At 46.1% G+C, this 15,297-nt stretch carries 15 protein-coding genes; 1 reads left to right on the top strand and 14 read right to left on the bottom strand.

What is annotated here, in order from left to right; translation table 11 throughout:
* Positions 1 to 87: 87 nt before the first annotated feature.
* Genes ACRRSY_RS07995 through leuS form a run of 10 tightly spaced genes read right to left on the bottom strand, consistent with a single transcriptional unit; the run spans position 88 to position 10,492 of the window.
* Positions 88 to 894: a septal ring lytic transglycosylase RlpA family protein gene (locus tag ACRRSY_RS07995; RefSeq protein WP_432453718.1), complete on the bottom strand. Its 807-nt coding sequence runs from the start codon at positions 892 to 894 to the stop codon at positions 88 to 90.
* On the bottom strand, positions 884 to 1,855 hold the full coding sequence (gene mltB, locus ACRRSY_RS08000; protein WP_432462910.1) for a lytic murein transglycosylase B: 972 nt from the start codon (positions 1,853 to 1,855) through the stop codon (positions 884 to 886). Before mltB ends, ACRRSY_RS07995 begins: the two co-directional genes overlap by 11 nt.
* A gap of 8 nt (positions 1,856 to 1,863) precedes the next feature.
* Complete coding sequence (gene rodA / locus ACRRSY_RS08005; RefSeq protein ID WP_432459053.1) at positions 1,864 to 2,976, bottom strand: rod shape-determining protein RodA; 1,113 nt, start codon at positions 2,974 to 2,976, stop codon at positions 1,864 to 1,866.
* A complete protein-coding gene (gene mrdA, locus ACRRSY_RS08010) occupies positions 2,976 to 4,841 on the bottom strand; it encodes a penicillin-binding protein 2 (RefSeq protein WP_432459054.1) in 1,866 nt (621 codons plus the stop codon). The genes rodA and mrdA overlap by 1 nt, the downstream gene beginning before the upstream one ends.
* A gap of 10 nt (positions 4,842 to 4,851) precedes the next feature.
* Positions 4,852 to 5,322, bottom strand: a complete 471-nt coding sequence (gene rlmH, locus ACRRSY_RS08015) for a 23S rRNA (pseudouridine(1915)-N(3))-methyltransferase RlmH (RefSeq protein ID WP_432453714.1) — start codon at positions 5,320 to 5,322, stop codon at positions 4,852 to 4,854.
* Positions 5,319 to 5,663 (bottom strand): ribosome silencing factor, encoded by a 345-nt coding sequence (gene rsfS / locus ACRRSY_RS08020; protein WP_432453713.1) that lies wholly within the window; start codon positions 5,661 to 5,663, stop codon positions 5,319 to 5,321. Before rsfS ends, rlmH begins: the two co-directional genes overlap by 4 nt.
* Positions 5,664 to 5,720: 57 nt before the next feature.
* Complete coding sequence (nadD, locus tag ACRRSY_RS08025) at positions 5,721 to 6,368, bottom strand: nicotinate-nucleotide adenylyltransferase (RefSeq protein ID WP_432462911.1); 648 nt, start codon at positions 6,366 to 6,368, stop codon at positions 5,721 to 5,723.
* Positions 6,355 to 7,365, bottom strand: a complete 1,011-nt coding sequence (gene holA / locus ACRRSY_RS08030; protein ID WP_432462912.1) for a DNA polymerase III subunit delta — start codon at positions 7,363 to 7,365, stop codon at positions 6,355 to 6,357. The genes nadD and holA overlap by 14 nt, the downstream gene beginning before the upstream one ends.
* 1 nt (position 7,366) lies before the next feature.
* Positions 7,367 to 7,861: an LPS assembly lipoprotein LptE gene (locus ACRRSY_RS08035; RefSeq protein ID WP_432453710.1), complete on the bottom strand. Its 495-nt coding sequence runs from the start codon at positions 7,859 to 7,861 to the stop codon at positions 7,367 to 7,369.
* 51 nt (positions 7,862 to 7,912) lie between these two features.
* Positions 7,913 to 10,492 carry a leucine--tRNA ligase gene (leuS, locus tag ACRRSY_RS08040; protein WP_432462913.1) on the bottom strand — a complete coding sequence of 860 codons (2,580 nt, stop codon included), beginning with the start codon at positions 10,490 to 10,492 and terminating at the stop codon, positions 7,913 to 7,915.
* A gap of 325 nt (positions 10,493 to 10,817) precedes the next feature.
* Between leuS and ACRRSY_RS08045 the strand changes: the two genes are divergently transcribed.
* The gene (locus ACRRSY_RS08045; RefSeq protein ID WP_432453708.1) at positions 10,818 to 11,312 is read left to right on the top strand and encodes a zinc ribbon-containing protein; all 495 of its coding nucleotides are present in this window, start codon (positions 10,818 to 10,820) and stop codon (positions 11,310 to 11,312) included.
* On the opposite strand, the gene lnt is transcribed toward ACRRSY_RS08045, so the two are convergent.
* The 4 genes from lnt to ACRRSY_RS08065 are packed head-to-tail and all read right to left on the bottom strand — an operon-like array spanning position 11,309 to position 15,265.
* The gene (lnt, locus tag ACRRSY_RS08050; protein WP_432453707.1) at positions 11,309 to 12,850 is read right to left on the bottom strand and encodes an apolipoprotein N-acyltransferase; all 1,542 of its coding nucleotides are present in this window, start codon (positions 12,848 to 12,850) and stop codon (positions 11,309 to 11,311) included. The two genes, ACRRSY_RS08045 and lnt, sit on opposite strands and share 4 nt — an antisense overlap.
* Before the next feature lies 1 nt (position 12,851).
* Positions 12,852 to 13,736 (bottom strand): CNNM family magnesium/cobalt transport protein CorC, encoded by an 885-nt coding sequence (gene corC / locus ACRRSY_RS08055; protein WP_432453706.1) that lies wholly within the window; start codon positions 13,734 to 13,736, stop codon positions 12,852 to 12,854.
* A 22-nt stretch (positions 13,737 to 13,758) separates the two neighbouring features.
* Positions 13,759 to 14,205 carry an rRNA maturation RNase YbeY gene (ybeY, locus tag ACRRSY_RS08060; RefSeq protein WP_432453705.1) on the bottom strand — a complete coding sequence of 149 codons (447 nt, stop codon included), beginning with the start codon at positions 14,203 to 14,205 and terminating at the stop codon, positions 13,759 to 13,761.
* A gap of 1 nt (position 14,206) precedes the next feature.
* Complete coding sequence (locus ACRRSY_RS08065) at positions 14,207 to 15,265, bottom strand: PhoH family protein (protein WP_432453704.1); 1,059 nt, start codon at positions 15,263 to 15,265, stop codon at positions 14,207 to 14,209.
* Between the last annotated feature and the right edge of the window lie 32 nt (positions 15,266 to 15,297).

Consider the following 15,297-nt stretch of genomic DNA (forward strand, 5'->3'; position numbering starts at 1 on the left):
GCTCTTTGGCTTGTTAGTCAATAAACTTGGAAGGACATCACTATAACAAAACTTAAGCCTTGTTGGTAAGTTCCTATGCTAAATCCACTAGTTTGCTTTTAGATGAATAATATAGGCGTCTTTATATTGGCCTTGCTTAATTTGGGCTAAATTTTTCTCGGCGCTGAGGACATCCTGGTAAGGTCCAGCTCTAAGTTTTTGCCAACCATTTTCAGAAATTAATTGTGTGCTTACACCTTGGCCGTCGAGTTGACGTTGATGTTGTTCGATTTGTTGTTTGTTTTTACTGGCCAATAGTTGGATAAAATACAGAGCTTGATGGCTGCTTTGTGGTTCGGGGCTGGTTTTTTGATCATCGAAGCGAAGCAACTTGATTTTTACCTTGGCGGTACCCGCCTTGAGCATGTCTAGTTTGTAGGCTGCTGCGTAGGAGAGATCGATCATTCGCTGTTCATAAAAGGGGCCACGGTCATTGACCCGGACAATTACCGAGCGCTGGTTGCTTAAGTTGGTGACTTCCACGTAGCTTGGTAGAGGAAGATTTTTGTGGGCAGCGGAAAGACTGTACATATCGTAAATTTCACCATTAGAGGTGAGGTGCCCATGAAATTTTTTACCATACCAAGATGCTAGACCGGTGTCTTCATATTGTTCAATATCCTGCCAAACCTGATAGTTTTTCCCACGTACTCGATAGTCTCGATTACCTTGGCGGCTATAAGGCTCAAACCGCGGCACAGGGTTTTCCAAGTGGGCAAGCTCAGGTGCCTTATCTGGGGCCTTATCTTGACTGATCCCATAACGTTGGTCGCTTGGAGATGAGCTACAAGCCGTAAGAAGGCTCAATAGACCAAGGCTTAAGCAAAGCTTAATCATCGTGTGATTAATTCGCATTAAGTTGCGCCTTTGCTTGTTTGAGTTGTTGGCTAAATTGATAGACCGCCATGGCATAGAGGGGACTACGGTTATAACGAGTGATGACATAAAAATTGTGTTCCGCGAGCCAATAGCTATAACCATTAGTTTCTTCTAATTGTAGCAACTTAACCATTTTATCTGCGCTTAAGTCGTCGTCACTAGCAATGCCAGCTTGGGAGAGTTGTTGCCAAGTATGTATTAATTTTAATTCTTCACTTAACCACGGTTTGGCTTGGGCTGCACTCGCTGTCGCGGGATGGACCACGGGTTGGTTAATTTTCCAGTGATGTTGGCTAAAGTAATTAGCGACGCTGCCAATTGCATCGATGGGATTGTTGAGCATGTCGATACGGCCGTCTTGGTCGAAGTCGACCCCATAATACAAGTAGCTAGAGGGAATGAATTGTCCGAATCCCATGGCGCCAGCATAAGAGCCTTTAATCTCATCTAAGCCCCAGCCTTGTTGTTCCGCCAATTTGATAAAATAGCCAAACTCTTTGCTGAAAAATTGGCCTCGTTTGGGATAATGAAAGCCAAGTGTATACAGCGCATCGAGCACTGAATAAGTACCTTTATGGCGACCGTAATAGGTTTCCACGCCAATGATCGCAACGATGATTTCTGCGGGGACTTGAAACGTTTGCTCTGCTTTAGCTAAACTTTTTTGATGTTGTTGCCAAAATGCTAGGCCAGCATCTAAACGCTCCTTAGTAAGGAACAAATCACGGTATTGGTACCAAGGTTTTGCTTCCCAAGGGCGTCTGATAGCATCGATAACCGCTTGCTGAAATTGGGCTTGTTTAGTGGCTTGTTGTAAATCTTTTAAGGGAATGTTTAATTCCTGACTTAAGCTGGTTAGCCGTTGCTGTTGATTCGCTGCAAAGGCAGAACTGATTCCCAATTGACAAATAATAAGCAGCAAATAACACCAACGCATAATAATCCTTATTGGGCATAAAGCCGTTTATGGGTATGAACAGACATTAGAATGCCAAAACCAGCCATTAGAGTCACGATAGAAGTACCGCCATAGCTGACTAAAGGTAGTGGAACCCCAACAACAGGTAGTAAACCGCTGACCATACCAATATTGACAAATATGTAAACAAAGAAAGTAAGAATAATACTGCCCGCGAGTAAGCGACCAAAAGCGGTTTGCGCTTGGCTTGCGATATATAGTCCCCGGCCGATGACGTAAAAATATAGGCAAAGTAATAACATTACGCCAATAAAGCCAAATTCTTCGGCGTATACGGCAAAAATAAAGTCGGTGTGTCGCTCGGGTAAAAAATCTAACTGGGATTGGGTGCCTTGCAGCCAGCCTTTGCCAGAGAAACCTCCGGAGCCGATGGCAATCTTGGATTGGATGATATGATAACCAGCCCCTAAAGGGTCACTTTCGGGGTTGAGTAGGGTTAATACCCGTTGGCGTTGATAATCATGCATTAAGAAAAACCACAATAGTGGTATAAAGGCGGCAATTATACCAGCGGCTGCGATGACTAGACGCCAACTCATGCCTGCTAAAAACAGAGCGAATACGCCAGATGTCGCCACCAATAGCGAGGTGCCCAAATCTGGTTGTTTAGCAATTAATAAGGTGGGGGCTACCGCGAGCGCAGTTCCGATAAATAAGTGTTTTAAACTCGGCGGTAGAGAGTGTTGACTAATGTAGCGTGCCACCATCAATGGTACTGCCAATTTCATGATTTCTGAAGGTTGAAAGCGAACCACACCTAAATCGAGCCAGCGTTGCGCTCCTTTACCAACATCACCAACCAGCAATACCGCCAGTAGCATGAGTAGGCCACTGAAGTAAAATAAGGGGGTCCAACGCATATAAACATCGGGGGGAATTTGTGCCAACACAAACATCACCACCGCAGCTACTGCGAGGCGAATTAATTGGCGATTCAGCATGGCAACACTTTGGCCACTGGCACTGTATAGGACACATAGCCCTAAGCCTATGAGGGCGAGTAAACCGAGTAATAGTGGCCAATCTAAATGAAGCCGCCACCAAAGTGAGTTGTTTTGCTGTTGGCTAAAGTTCCCCATTATTGAACACTACCTTTTGTTTCAAAATAACTATCAAACATACTACGAGCGAGCGGTGCGGCATTACTACTGCCGCCACCGGCATTTTCGATGACCACAACGGTGACAACTTGGGGATCATCAAAAGGAGCAAAGGCGACAAACATGGCATTGTCGCGATGTTTTTCTTTAAGCTTATCCGCATCATATTCTTGGTCTTCGGCGATATTCACCACCTGTGCGGTTCCTGATTTCCCTGCCGCTTTATAGGCTGTGCCTTTGAATGCTCGGCGCCCAGTACCGTTACTTTTGTTAATTACACCATACATACCATCGAGTGCTATTTGCCAATTCTTTTGGTTTTTCAAGTCGATTGGCGGTTTAATTTGTGGCGGAAGGCCAATATGCGAGTGGCTGTCTCCAACACTTTTTAAGATCCTCGGAGAGATGATCTTGCCGCGATTGACTAAAATATTTGTTGCTTGCACGAGTTGTAAGGGGGTTGTGGTCCAGTAACCTTGGCCAATCCCTACCGAGATAGTATCGCCTTGCCACCAAGGTTGGCGATAGCGGGCTCGCTTCCATTCCCGACTCGGCATATTGCCTCGACTTTCCTCGTGGATATCGATGCCAGTATATTCACCAAAACCAAACTTACTCATATAGTTATGAATTTGGTCGATGCCTGTTTCGTAGGCTAGCATGTAGAAGTAGGTGTCAACACTTTGTTCGATAGCTTTGTATACATCGACCCAACCATGGCCCCAGCGCTTCCAGTCGCGGAAGCGACGTTTGGTATTCGGAATTTGAAACCAACCTGGATCCCAAATTCGTTGTTGTTCAGTAATCGTGCCTAATTCCAATCCCATCACCGCTAGCTCCGGTTTGACGGTGGATGCAGGAGGGTAAACCCCTTTGGTTGCGCGGTTAATCAGGGGGCGGTCAGTTGAATTGAGTAATTTGTTGTAGTTCTTGCTGCTAATTCCGTTGACAAATAAATTGGGATCGTAGCTTGGGCTAGAAATCATCGCCAGTACCCCACTGGTTTTTGTATCAAGTAAGATGATGGAGCCACGGCGTCCATCTAACAGGCTTTGAGCTCTTAATTGAAGACGAATATCGACATTGAGGTAGAGATCTTTGCCCGGTACCGGGGGGACAATCTTCATGGTGCGAATAATTCGTCCCCGGTTATTGACTTCGACTTCTTGATAGCCAACGTTTCCATGTAAGATTTCTTCATAATAACGTTCAATGCCCTGTTTACCGATGGTGCGAGTTGCATCATATTCGGCAAGTTTATTTTCTTTTTCTAAACGCTGTAAGTCTTTGACATTGATGCGTGCTACATAACCGAGCAGATGAGTCAGGCTATCGCCATAGGGATAATATCGAGTTAGGCTCGCTTCGATACTCGCGCCTGGAAATTTATGTTGTTGGGCACTAAACATCGCCACTTGTTGCTCGCTTAGCTGTGACTTTAGTACCACCGGCTTAAAGCGACGAGTATGTTGTTTAGTTTGGTAAAAACGTTCAACGTCAGTTTCGCTTAAGTTTAGCAACTGGCTGAGCTGCTGGATTAGTGTCTCGAGATCGTTCACCTTCTCAGGAATAATTTCTATGCTGAAGTTGGGCCGATTTTCTGCCAGTAGAACCCCGTTTCGGTCATAGATTAAACCTCGGGGTGGGGCGAGCGGCAGAACCTTAATTCGATTATCATCCGAGCGGGTGGTATAGGTTTCATGCTGTTCAAATTGCAGATAGTAAAGGTTTGCTAAAAGCACACAAATGAGCAGAAAAATACCAACAATCGAGACCAAACTACGACGAATAAATAATCGTGATTCAGCCGAGTGATCTCGCATTGCGACGCGTTGTCTTGGCATATCTTAGTAACTATTCCCGATGGTAAGGATGGTTGGCGGTAATGCTCCAAGCGCGATAGAGCGTTTCAGCAACGATCACTCTTACCATAGGATGAGGCAACGTCAGCGCCGATAGAGACCAACGTTGTTCAGCGATATCGATGCAACTGGGCGCTAAGCCTTCGGGGCCACCAATTAATAGGCTGACATCTCTGCCATCCATTTTCCAGAGTTCCAATTGCTGTGCTAACTGAGGGGTCGTCCAAGGCTTACCCGTTACTTCCAGAGTCACCACGCGGTTGCCTTTGGGGATCACCGCAAGGGTGGCTTCCCCTTCTTTGTCGAGGATGCGTTTAATATCGGCATTTTTGCCGCGCTTTCCAGCATTGACTTCGACTAGCTCTAGCGGCATATCTTTAGGAAAGCGACGAGCATACTCTTGATAAGCGGTTTCTACCCAACTGGGCATTTTGGTGCCGACCGCCACTAGTTGGATCTTCATCCAGCTTTAGACTCTGCGTGGTTTGGTGCCCACAGTTTTTCTAGTTGATAAAAGTCTCGAGCGCTGTCTTGCATTATATGTAATACCACATCGCCTAAATCAACTAATACCCATTCAGATTCTGCCACACCTTCTAAGCCGATAACCTCAAATTCTGCGCGTCTAGATTCGGCAATCACATTATCAGCAATGGATTTCACATGACGTTTAGAATTACCACTACAGATGATCATAGTATCGGTCACACTGGAAAATTGGCTTACGTCTAGACTTTGAATATCTCGACCTTTCATATCTTCGATTTTATCGATCACAAAATCGATTAGTTTTTTGTTTTGCAACAAATCAACCCCAAATTTGAACTAAAAAGTGAGTATACCACGCTCGGTCAAGCTAGGTTAAGCGCCATAGAGCTTATGTTGCACAATATAATGAGCGACGGCGGGAGAAAGTTTCGTTTCAAGTTGCGCTAAGCTAGCCCCTTTAGAAAGCATCTGACGAATTTGGGTCGATGAAATTGCCATGGGTTCTAATTCACAAAAGTAGACCTTACCTGCACGTTGTTGATTGAGTTGTTGTAGCTGCTGGCAGTGCTTAGGGGCTAACCACTGGGCCAGCGCTTCAGAAATGTTGAGGGGGTAGCCGGGGCGTGCGATGACCAGTAGATGAGCATGATCGCATAAATTTTGCCAATGATGCCAGCGATCGAGTTGATTAAATGAGTCTAGCCCCATGACAAAACCAATCGCGTTAGTGGGATATTCGGTGGCCAATTGCTGTAAGGTTTCGTTGGTATAAGAATGGCCGCCTCGATCAACTTCCCGCCAGTCTATATGTAACTTCGGGTGATTGATTAAGGCTAGCTCTAGCAGCTGCTTGCGTTGGGCTGCAGAGGCATGTTGGCGAGCTTTTAATGGTGATAAGGCATTTGGGAGTAGGGTTAAATCTAAAGCCTTGGTTTGCGTGAGTAGTTGCTCGGCACTGCGTAAATGGCCAAGGTGGATCGGATCAAAGGATCCGCCAAAAAATAATTTAAGCGGGCTCATGTTGTACTGACGCGAGTTCGAAAACTAAACGTTCTAATTGATGCCAAGCTTGCTCTCCAGCAAATTGTTTAATCGCTTGGTCGATGGCTGCAATTTGTAGCCTAGCTCGATTGATTTGCTGCGCGTTGTAACGTTTAGCTGCCTGACTGATTAAGCCTTGGCGCTTGTTCCATACCCCATGTTGTTTAAATAAACTTGAATGGTGGTTGCTTGGCTGTTGTTGCAATCGTTCTAAGAGTTTAAATTCTTTATCCAGCGCCCAGTTTATTAAGGTGGGTTCTTCGCCTTCTAGGCGGAGCTGTTTGATGATCAGTAAACCGCGCTGAAACTCCCCCGCAAGTAAGGCATCTACTAGTTGAAAACTTGAAAAGTGATTGGCATGTGATAAGCCTGATTCAATCTCTTTTAAGCTGGGGAGTTGTGGTCCCCAACGCAGTGCGATATTAGCAACTGCTTGATTCAGAGCCAGTAAATTACCCTCGTAGTAATGCAACAAGAGGGCGATTAACTCATGATTTGGGTTTAAATGATGTTGTTGAAGGCGCTGCCGGATCCAAGCCTGTAATTGGCTCCCTTCAGGTGTATAAACCATCACCACTAAACCGTGTTTTTCCAGCTGTTGGTACCAAGCCTGTTTTTCACTGGTTTTGCTGAGTTTAGGCAGGCTGAGTAATAATCGCGTTTCTGGATTGACCAATTTGAGCACTTGCTCAAGTTGAGTTTGTGTGGATTTATCAGGAACTTTATCGAGTTGCAGCTCTATCAGCCGATACTGACTAAACAGTGATAATTCAGACATTGCATCAACAATGCTGGGCCACTCAAAGTCGGTGTCTTGAGTGAATTTTATTCGTTCTTCTGCTAGCCCGTGTTGCTGTAGCTGCTGACGAATAAAGTCGATGGCTTCTATTTTAATCAGTGGTTCTTCGCCCGCGACTAAGAAACAGTGAGTGCTCGCGATATCTTGCTGCACAAGCCGATCGGCGAAGATCCGCATGCTACCAGCTTACCGTCGCTAATTGACGCATGATTTGGTCGGCGGCCATTCCCCGTAACTCGGTGTATAGGAGCTCGCGCTCTCGTTGCTTGGCTAAAGCGGCTAAGGGGTTATCTTGGAAGTCTCGGTGTAATTGTACCGTTAGTGGGTAGTTGCCAACATCGGCAATCTGGAGGTAGCCAGCAACACGGTAACTCAGCTCATATTCGGCGACTTGTCCATTGGCAAATAATGACAAGGTTCGCTTATTTATTTCTTCACCACCAATATGAAGAGTGGGAATATCCTCTTGAGGGGAATCAATCACCTGAACATTGTTTTGTGCTAACTGACGTTTTAGCTCACGGATTAGGGGGCTAAATTCATCACTAGAAGACAAATAAACTTGGGTGAGTTTTTCATCGAGTAAATAGCTACCACGAGGGGCAAAGCCACAAGCGCTGAGTATACTTAGACTCAGGATTAGCAATCCATAGCGCAGGTTTTTAAGATTCATACTTGCTCGTATTTAAAATGGCGGAATCTGCTAACAGACTCCGCCTAAGGTTTAGTTGGCAACAATGTTGAGTAATTTACCAGCAACGTAAATTACTTTACGTACAGTTTTTCCATCAACAAATTTGCTTACATTTTCATCGCTCATGGCTAAGGCCTGAACGGTGTCTTGATTCGCGTCAGCGGCTACGGTGAGTTTAGCTCGTAGCTTGCCATTGACTTGAATGACGATGAGTTTACTATCTTCAACCATGGCGTCTTCGTCGGCAATAGGCCAATCCGCAGTATCAATCTCGCCCTGATTTCCCAAAAGTGTCCAAAGTTGGTCACAAATATGAGGGGTGATAGGCGATAGCATTAATACCACGGCGTTGATTGCTTCGCGGGTTACCGCACGAGTATTTGCATCAGACTGGTCAGCTTTCGTCAGTTTGTTCATCAATTCCATAATTGCAGCAATCGCTGTATTAAAGGTTTGACGACGGCCAACGTCATCACTTACTTTGGCAATGGTTTTGTGTACTTCACGGCGTAGATCTTTTTGCTGGGTACTGAGGCTTGCCAGATTGACTGCGCCCGCTGTGCCTGCGTTAATATGTTCAAAGCTGAACTTCCAAATTCGACGCAAAAAGCGTAGCGAGCCTTCTACAGCACTATCTTGCCATTCAAGTGTTTGCTCTGCCGGAGCCGCAAACATCATGAACAAACGAACCGTATCAGCCCCGTATTTGTCTACCATCACTTGCGGGTCAATACCGTTATTTTTCGATTTCGACATCTTGCTCATACCAGCGTAAACCAAGACTTTTCCAGTGGCTGTTTTGGCGCTAGTAATTCGGCCTTTTTCGTCTTTTTCGGTAATTGCATCGACAGGCGAAACCCATACTTTGCCGCCTTTTTCGTCTTCATAGTAGAAGGCATCGGCAAGTACCATTCCTTGAGTTAATAAGCGTTTGAAAGGTTCGTCTGACTCGACTAAACCAGCATCGCGTAATAATTTGTGGAAGAAACGAGCATATAATAAGTGCAAGATGGCATGTTCGATCCCGCCAATATATTGATCGACTGGTAGCCAGTAGTTGGCTTGCTCGGGGTCGAGCATCACATCCTGATTATTGGCGCTACAGTAACGAGCGTAATACCAGCTGGATTCCATAAAGGTATCGAAGGTGTCGGTTTCATGGAAGGCTACTTGCCCTTCAAACTCAGTTTTTGCCCACTCCGGGTCGGCTTTGATTGGCGAGGTAACGCCATTCATCACTACGTCTTCTGGTAGCACAACTGGTAGTTGGTCTTCTGGGACGGGAACCACATCACCATTGGCAAGGTTAAGCATTGGAATGGGGGTACCCCAATAGCGTTGTCGGCTAACGCCCCAGTCTCGTAGGCGAAAGTTAACCTGTTTGCTCCCTTTGCCAATCGATTCAAGTTTGGCGGCTACCGCATCAAAAGCGGCCTTAAATTCTAAGCCGTCAAATTCACCAGAGTTGAACACCTCGCCTTTTTCGGTAAAGGCTTGCTCTGATAGGTCTAGTGCTGCGTCGCTTGGTTTAATTACACCAACAATTTCTAAGCCGTAGGCTTGAGCAAATTCATAGTCTCGTTGGTCGTGGGCGGGAACCGCCATGACAGCTCCAGAGCCGTAACCCATTAATACAAAGTTAGCTACCCAAATTGGCACCAGCTTGCCAGTTAGCGGATGAACGGCATTTAGCCCGGTGGCCATGCCTTTCTTCTCCATCGTCGCCATATCGGCTTCGGCTACTTTGTTGTTTTTACATTCATCTATGAAAGCGGCTAAGTCTGGGTTGGTTTTCGCAGCTTCTAGGGCGAGTGGGTGCTGTGCTGCGATACCCACATAAGTGACCCCCATGACGGTGTCAGGGCGGGTCGTGTAAATTGAGAATTGTTGGTCGCTATTTTCTAAACCAAACTGCATTTCGACGCCTTCGGAGCGGCCGATCCAGTTTCGTTGCATGGTTTTAACTTGTTCTGGCCAGTCATCTAGCTGGTCTAAGTCATCTAATAGCTCTTGCGCATAAGCGGTGATCTTAATAAACCACTGCGGAATATCTTTTTGCTCAACTAAAGCTCCAGAGCGCCAGCCGCGACCGTCGATCACTTGTTCATTGGCGAGTACGGTTTGATCGACCGGGTCCCAATTCACGGTGGCCATTTTTTTGTAAACTAAACCTTTCTCATAAAGCTTGGTGAAAAACCACTGCTCCCAACGATAGTAATCTGGCTTACAAGTTGCCAGCTCGCGGTCCCAGTCGTAACCGAAGCCTAGCTGTTTTAGCTGAGTTTTCATGTACTCAATGTTTTCGTAAGTCCATTTAGCTGGTGCGGTATTGTTGTTAATCGCAGCGTTTTCGGCAGGTAAACCAAAAGCATCCCAACCCATTGGTTGCATCACATTTTTACCCTGCATGCGCTGGTAGCGTGATACGACATCACCAATGGTGTAGTTGCGCACGTGGCCCATGTGTAAACGACCACTTGGGTAGGGGAACATCGACAGACAATAAAATTTTTCTTTTCCTGGCTGTTCAACGACTTTAAACGTTTGTGCTTGCTCCCAGTGCTGTTGCACTTTGGTTTCAATTTCACGTGGATTGTATTGCTCTTGCATCTGTGGATTCTTCCAGAATGAACCAAAATTTGGACATGGCAGCATAAGCTACCGTACTCGATCCGCATAGGATACCGAGTCCGCTTGCTGACAACAATAGCTAGGCCCTGTTTATCTTTGTGTTGAGGTTTGTTGTGCTTGGTTTTTTATCACAAATGAGTAGGGATTTTCTCGGAGATAAACGAAAGTCAGTTTTTGATAAAGCGCCATGGCATGCTGTCTACAGTCGATTGGTATTCCAGAATAAACTGTGTTTAGCGCACATTCATAGGTAAGCAAACAGGCTATGCTTAACTAAGAAGCTAATCTTAAGGAGTGGGTGGGTATGCCAAAACGAATTAAAGCCTATCAGGCCTTTGTTAAAGATTTAGAACAGCGTATTCAGCAAAGTGGCGAAGTGAGTCGTGAGGAGTTATCTAAACTCATTGATGCCACTCAAGAGTATTTGCATGCAGCGAGTGACTTAAGTAAGGATGAATGGCAGCTGATTGCTAACTACGTGCGACGAGACTTGAGTGACTGGCGGGATGACTATCGTCGCGCCTATGAGGAAAGTCCGTCGATGGAGATGCTTAAACAGAGTATTTGGTATTGGTTAGCCAAATTAAGTGACCCGAGCCAAGTGGAATGGCATGAGTTGCTTGGTGATCTGCAACATCAAGGTATTTACCAGCGTGGAGAGTTGATTGGTTTGGGGGTTCTTGAATGTGCTCAATGTGGTGAGCACACCGCCCTATGGCACCCCACCATTATCGATGCTTGTCCGAAATGCCAAGGGGAGCGTTTCTATCGCCACCCCATGAGCCATGTGGAGGATTAAGCTTTGACTGAGCGGCGTTTTAGCCAGTAGGGCAGAGCCGTGGCAAAACCGAATAGGATGAGCAAGGCGATTGGCCATAAACCCAAGCGTTGATAGGGCGTCGCGCCAGTAGCTGGCGTGACCGCACCGCTGAGAGTCAGCTGTTGATATTCTGGCGCTCGTTGTTGGATCTTGCCAAAGCGATTAATAATTGCAGTGACCCCGGTATTCGTTGACCGTAGCACTGGACGGCCAAATTCGAGAGCGCGCATGCGAGCAATTTCTAAATGCTGCTGAGGTCCAATGGAATGGCCAAACCAAGCGTCGTTACTCACTGTTACAATGGCATCCGTTGTATCGGTTAATTGTGGCCTGAGTAGCTCACCAAAGGCGATCTCATAACAAATGGCTGCAAGCCAGTGATGTCCTTTTACCTGTAAATTATTTTGGTTTTCTTCACCGCGGGCGAATGAAGACATTGGCAAATTAAAATATGGCGCGAGAGGTCTTAACAAATCCTCGAAGGGAACAAACTCGCCGATCGGTAATAAGTGATTCTTATAATAACGATTAGGGTTTTCGTAGTAGTAACTGGCGCTGGCAGCAACTTGCTCGGTTTGCTGCCCTAGGGTGATTAGCGCGTTGTAGTAGCGATTGCTTTGTAGGTCATGAGCGATGACGCCAGTGATCAATGCTTGTTGCCGCTGGAGTAATTGTCCATCTAAGTCATGCAGAAAGTCGATCACTTGATATTCGATGGCTGCAATCGCCGACTCTGGCCAAATAATCACATCGGCTTGTTCTATGTTTAGGGTTTGTTGTTGATACATGCTCAAGCTCTCAGCACGATTCTCGGGTAACCATTTGATGTCTAATGGTACGTCTCCTTGCACTAAAGCGACTTGAATTGGTGTCTGCGCGGTGGTCCAAGCGTGGCCTTGAAATAACCAGCCGACAAGTAGCGGAGTCGCGACTATAACAGCGGCTAGCCAGCGCATTTTTCCTTGAATGGTGATTAGCAGGGCACTCGCAGCAGCCAACAGCAAGACTAACCAAGTGACGCCGTATAAGCCAAATATTGGGGCGATGCTCGCCAATGGAGAGTCGATTTGGCTATAGCCAGGTTGTAACCAAGGAAAACCAGTGAGAACCCAACTTCTTAACCATTCGCTGAGTAGCCAGCAAGCGGGAAACCAAGCCAAGTAAAATACCCAACGGCGTTTTCCTCGCCATTGATTGGCTAAGTAGCAAGCGAGGGCGGGATAAAGTGCTAAATAACAGGTTAATAAGGCCATTAAACTGAGGCTGGCTATCAATGGCATTCCGCCAAATTCGGCCATGCTCACATGGACCCAGTGAACCCCGTAACCAAACCAGCCTAAACCATAACAGAAACCGAGCTTAAAACCGGAACGACTGGGCTTGAGTAGTCCTAATAAAGCCAGTAATGATAGTGGCATGAGTGGCCAATAACCATAGGGCGCAAAGGCAAAAGGGGCGATTAAACCACTGACTAAAGCGGCTAATAGACTTAGCCGCGGGCTTAACAATAAGGGCATATTAGTCTTGTATATTCAATTGATTGGCATTCTCTTCAGGAATGCTGACCTGTAGCTGGACTAAGCGACGGCGGTCTGCGGTGCGAATTTTGAAATGGTAACCTTCTACGGTAATACTTTCACCTCGTCCAGGAAGATGGCCGAAGGCATGGGTCACCAAGCCGCCGATAGTATCTACTTCGTCATCACTAAAATTAGATTTAAAATAATGATTAAAATCTTCGATGTCGGTCAAGGCATTCACTGAGTAGGTTTTGTCATTAATTCGGCGAATGTCATCTTGCAGACTTTCTTCGTTGGCGAATTCATCTTCAATATCGCCTACGATGATTTCTAAAATGTCCTCGATGGTTACAAGGCCAGAGACGCCGCCAAACTCATCCACCACAATGGCCATATGGTAGCGTTTGCTACGGAATTCTTTTAATAACTTATCGATGCGTTTACTTTCTGGTACCACCACCGCGGGGCGAATCACTTGGCTCAGTGGTGTGCTGGCTGCATCTTGACTGAACGCATAGCCGAGTAGGTCTTTGGCGAGCAAAATACCTTCGATATGGTCCTTGTCTTCATTTATCACCGGAAATCGCGAGTGTCGCGCTTCGGTAAGTGTTGGTAAAATTTCAGCGATGGTTTGGCTGATGTCTAACGTGACCATCTGGGAGCGAGGGATCATAATGTCTCTCACTCGTTGACTCGATACATCGAGCACCCCTTCGATCATCTCGCGGGTATTTTGGTCGATCAGCTCGCGTTGATTGGCGTCTTGAATTACTTCTACCAAGTCCTCTTTACTCTTCGGCTCGCCTTGCATGAGTTGAACTATTTTGTCTAGCCAACCTTTTTTAGCTGAGCCGTTGCTCGAGTGAGGGTTGTCGTCGCTCATATACTTGTTTTTACCTAGTTGTTTAATAGGGGTCGCTAATACCCAGTTTGGTGAGCACGGCAACTTCTAAAGCTTCCATTTCTATTGCGTCTTGCTCATCAATATGATCATAACCTAGCAGATGAAGGCAACCATGTACAACCATGTGTGCCCAATGGTCGAAAACAGCTTTACCCTGCTGTTGGGCTTCGTATTCAACCACTTGTCGACATATTACTAAATCACCCAATAAAGGCAATTGTATTCCGGGAGGAGCCTGAAAGGGGAAGGATAATACGTTGGTGGGTTTATCCTTATTTCGGTATTGGTGATTGAGCGCCTGACTTTCTGCTTCATCGACGATGCGAATGGTTAATTCGATATCTTGCGCTTGTTCAACTAGGGTCGCATTTAGCCAAGCTTCAAAAGCGCTTACGGTAGGCAAGTTTTGTTTATCACCTGTGGCGATCTGTAAATCAACCATCGCCATTTTATTGCTCACTCGTTTGATTGAGCTGCTGAGTGGCACGGCGTTGCTGTTGTTTTTCAGTTGCAATACGGTCTCGTTCATCTTGTTGCTCGTAGGCTTCGACGATCGCGGCGACAATTGGATGGCGTACCACATCTGCGGCTTGGAAGAAGTTAAAACTTAAAGCTTCCACTTCGCTCAGTACTTCGATGGCATGCCGCAAGCCAGATTTTTGATGGCGAGGTAAGTCGACTTGAGTAATATCTCCGGTGATCACCGCGCGCGAGTTAAAGCCAATTCGAGTCAAAAACATTTTCATCTGCTCTACAGTTGTATTTTGACTTTCGTCTAAAATAACGTAGGCATCATTCAGGGTTCGGCCACGCATGTAAGCTAGTGGTGCGACTTCAATCACATTGCGCTCGATGAGTCGTTCAACCTTTTCAAAACCAAGCATTTCAAATAGTGCGTCATAAAGTGGACGTAAATATGGGTCAACCTTTTGGCTTAAATCGCCGGGTAAGAAACCCAATTTTTCACCTGCCTCAACGGCTGGGCGGGTGAGCAAAATTCGTCTCACTTCCTGACGTTCTAAGGCATCAACCGCACATGCTACCGCGAGGTAAGTTTTACCCGTACCAGCAGGGCCAATACCAAAAGTGACATCGTGACCAAGCATGTTGCTAATATAAGTGGCTTGATTTGGGGTGCGTGGTTTAATGACGCCCCGTTTGGTCTTAATGTTTAACTGCTTGCCGTAGTGAGGGCTCCCTTCTTCGTCTTGCTCCAGGGCTTGGCTCTCTTGAATAGCGAGGTGCACTTTTTCAGGACTTAACTCCGGTATATCTCCACCTTTAAGAGGTGCCGTCTCTACGTAAAGAGTGCGCAAAATACTCGCCGTAATTAGACAGATGCCATGACGACCGGTAATTTGAAATTGATTATTCCGATAGCTGATTTCAACCCCTAAGCGTTTTTCTAACTGTTTGAGGTTGTCATCGAGAGGGCCACATAATTGAGCGAGACGAGGGCTGGAAGCGGGCTCCAGATAAATTTCAATGGAATTGATTTTATTACTCAAATTGTTTTATGGGCAGGTTTTAAGAAACCTGC

The organism is Agarivorans sp. QJM3NY_33 (assembly GCF_050870865.2).
GTDB lineage: Bacteria > Pseudomonadota > Gammaproteobacteria > Enterobacterales > Celerinatantimonadaceae > Agarivorans.

Bases quoted from the DNA above. Each gene is read 5' to 3' on its own strand.
- ACRRSY_RS07995 (WP_432453718.1), bottom strand. From the start codon at position 894: ATGCGAATTAATCACACGATGATTAAGCTTTGCTTAAGCCTTGGTCTA.
- mltB (WP_432462910.1), bottom strand. From the start codon at position 1,855: ATGCGTTGGTGTTATTTGCTGCTTATTATTTGTCAATTGGGAATCAGT.
- rodA (WP_432459053.1), bottom strand. From the start codon at position 2,976: ATGGGGAACTTTAGCCAACAGCAAAACAACTCACTTTGGTGGCGGCTT.
- mrdA (WP_432459054.1), bottom strand. From the start codon at position 4,841: ATGCCAAGACAACGCGTCGCAATGCGAGATCACTCGGCTGAATCACGA.
- rlmH (WP_432453714.1), bottom strand. From the start codon at position 5,322: ATGAAGATCCAACTAGTGGCGGTCGGCACCAAAATGCCCAGTTGGGTA.
- nadD (WP_432462911.1), bottom strand. From the start codon at position 6,368: ATGAGCCCGCTTAAATTATTTTTTGGCGGATCCTTTGATCCGATCCAC.
- holA (WP_432462912.1), bottom strand. From the start codon at position 7,365: ATGCGGATCTTCGCCGATCGGCTTGTGCAGCAAGATATCGCGAGCACT.
- ACRRSY_RS08035 (WP_432453710.1), bottom strand. From the start codon at position 7,861: ATGAATCTTAAAAACCTGCGCTATGGATTGCTAATCCTGAGTCTAAGT.
- leuS (WP_432462913.1), bottom strand. From the start codon at position 10,492: ATGCAAGAGCAATACAATCCACGTGAAATTGAAACCAAAGTGCAACAG.
- ACRRSY_RS08045 (WP_432453708.1), top strand. From the start codon at position 10,818: ATGCCAAAACGAATTAAAGCCTATCAGGCCTTTGTTAAAGATTTAGAA.
- lnt (WP_432453707.1), bottom strand. From the start codon at position 12,850: ATGCCCTTATTGTTAAGCCCGCGGCTAAGTCTATTAGCCGCTTTAGTC.
- corC (WP_432453706.1), bottom strand. From the start codon at position 13,736: ATGAGCGACGACAACCCTCACTCGAGCAACGGCTCAGCTAAAAAAGGT.
- ybeY (WP_432453705.1), bottom strand. From the start codon at position 14,205: ATGGCGATGGTTGATTTACAGATCGCCACAGGTGATAAACAAAACTTG.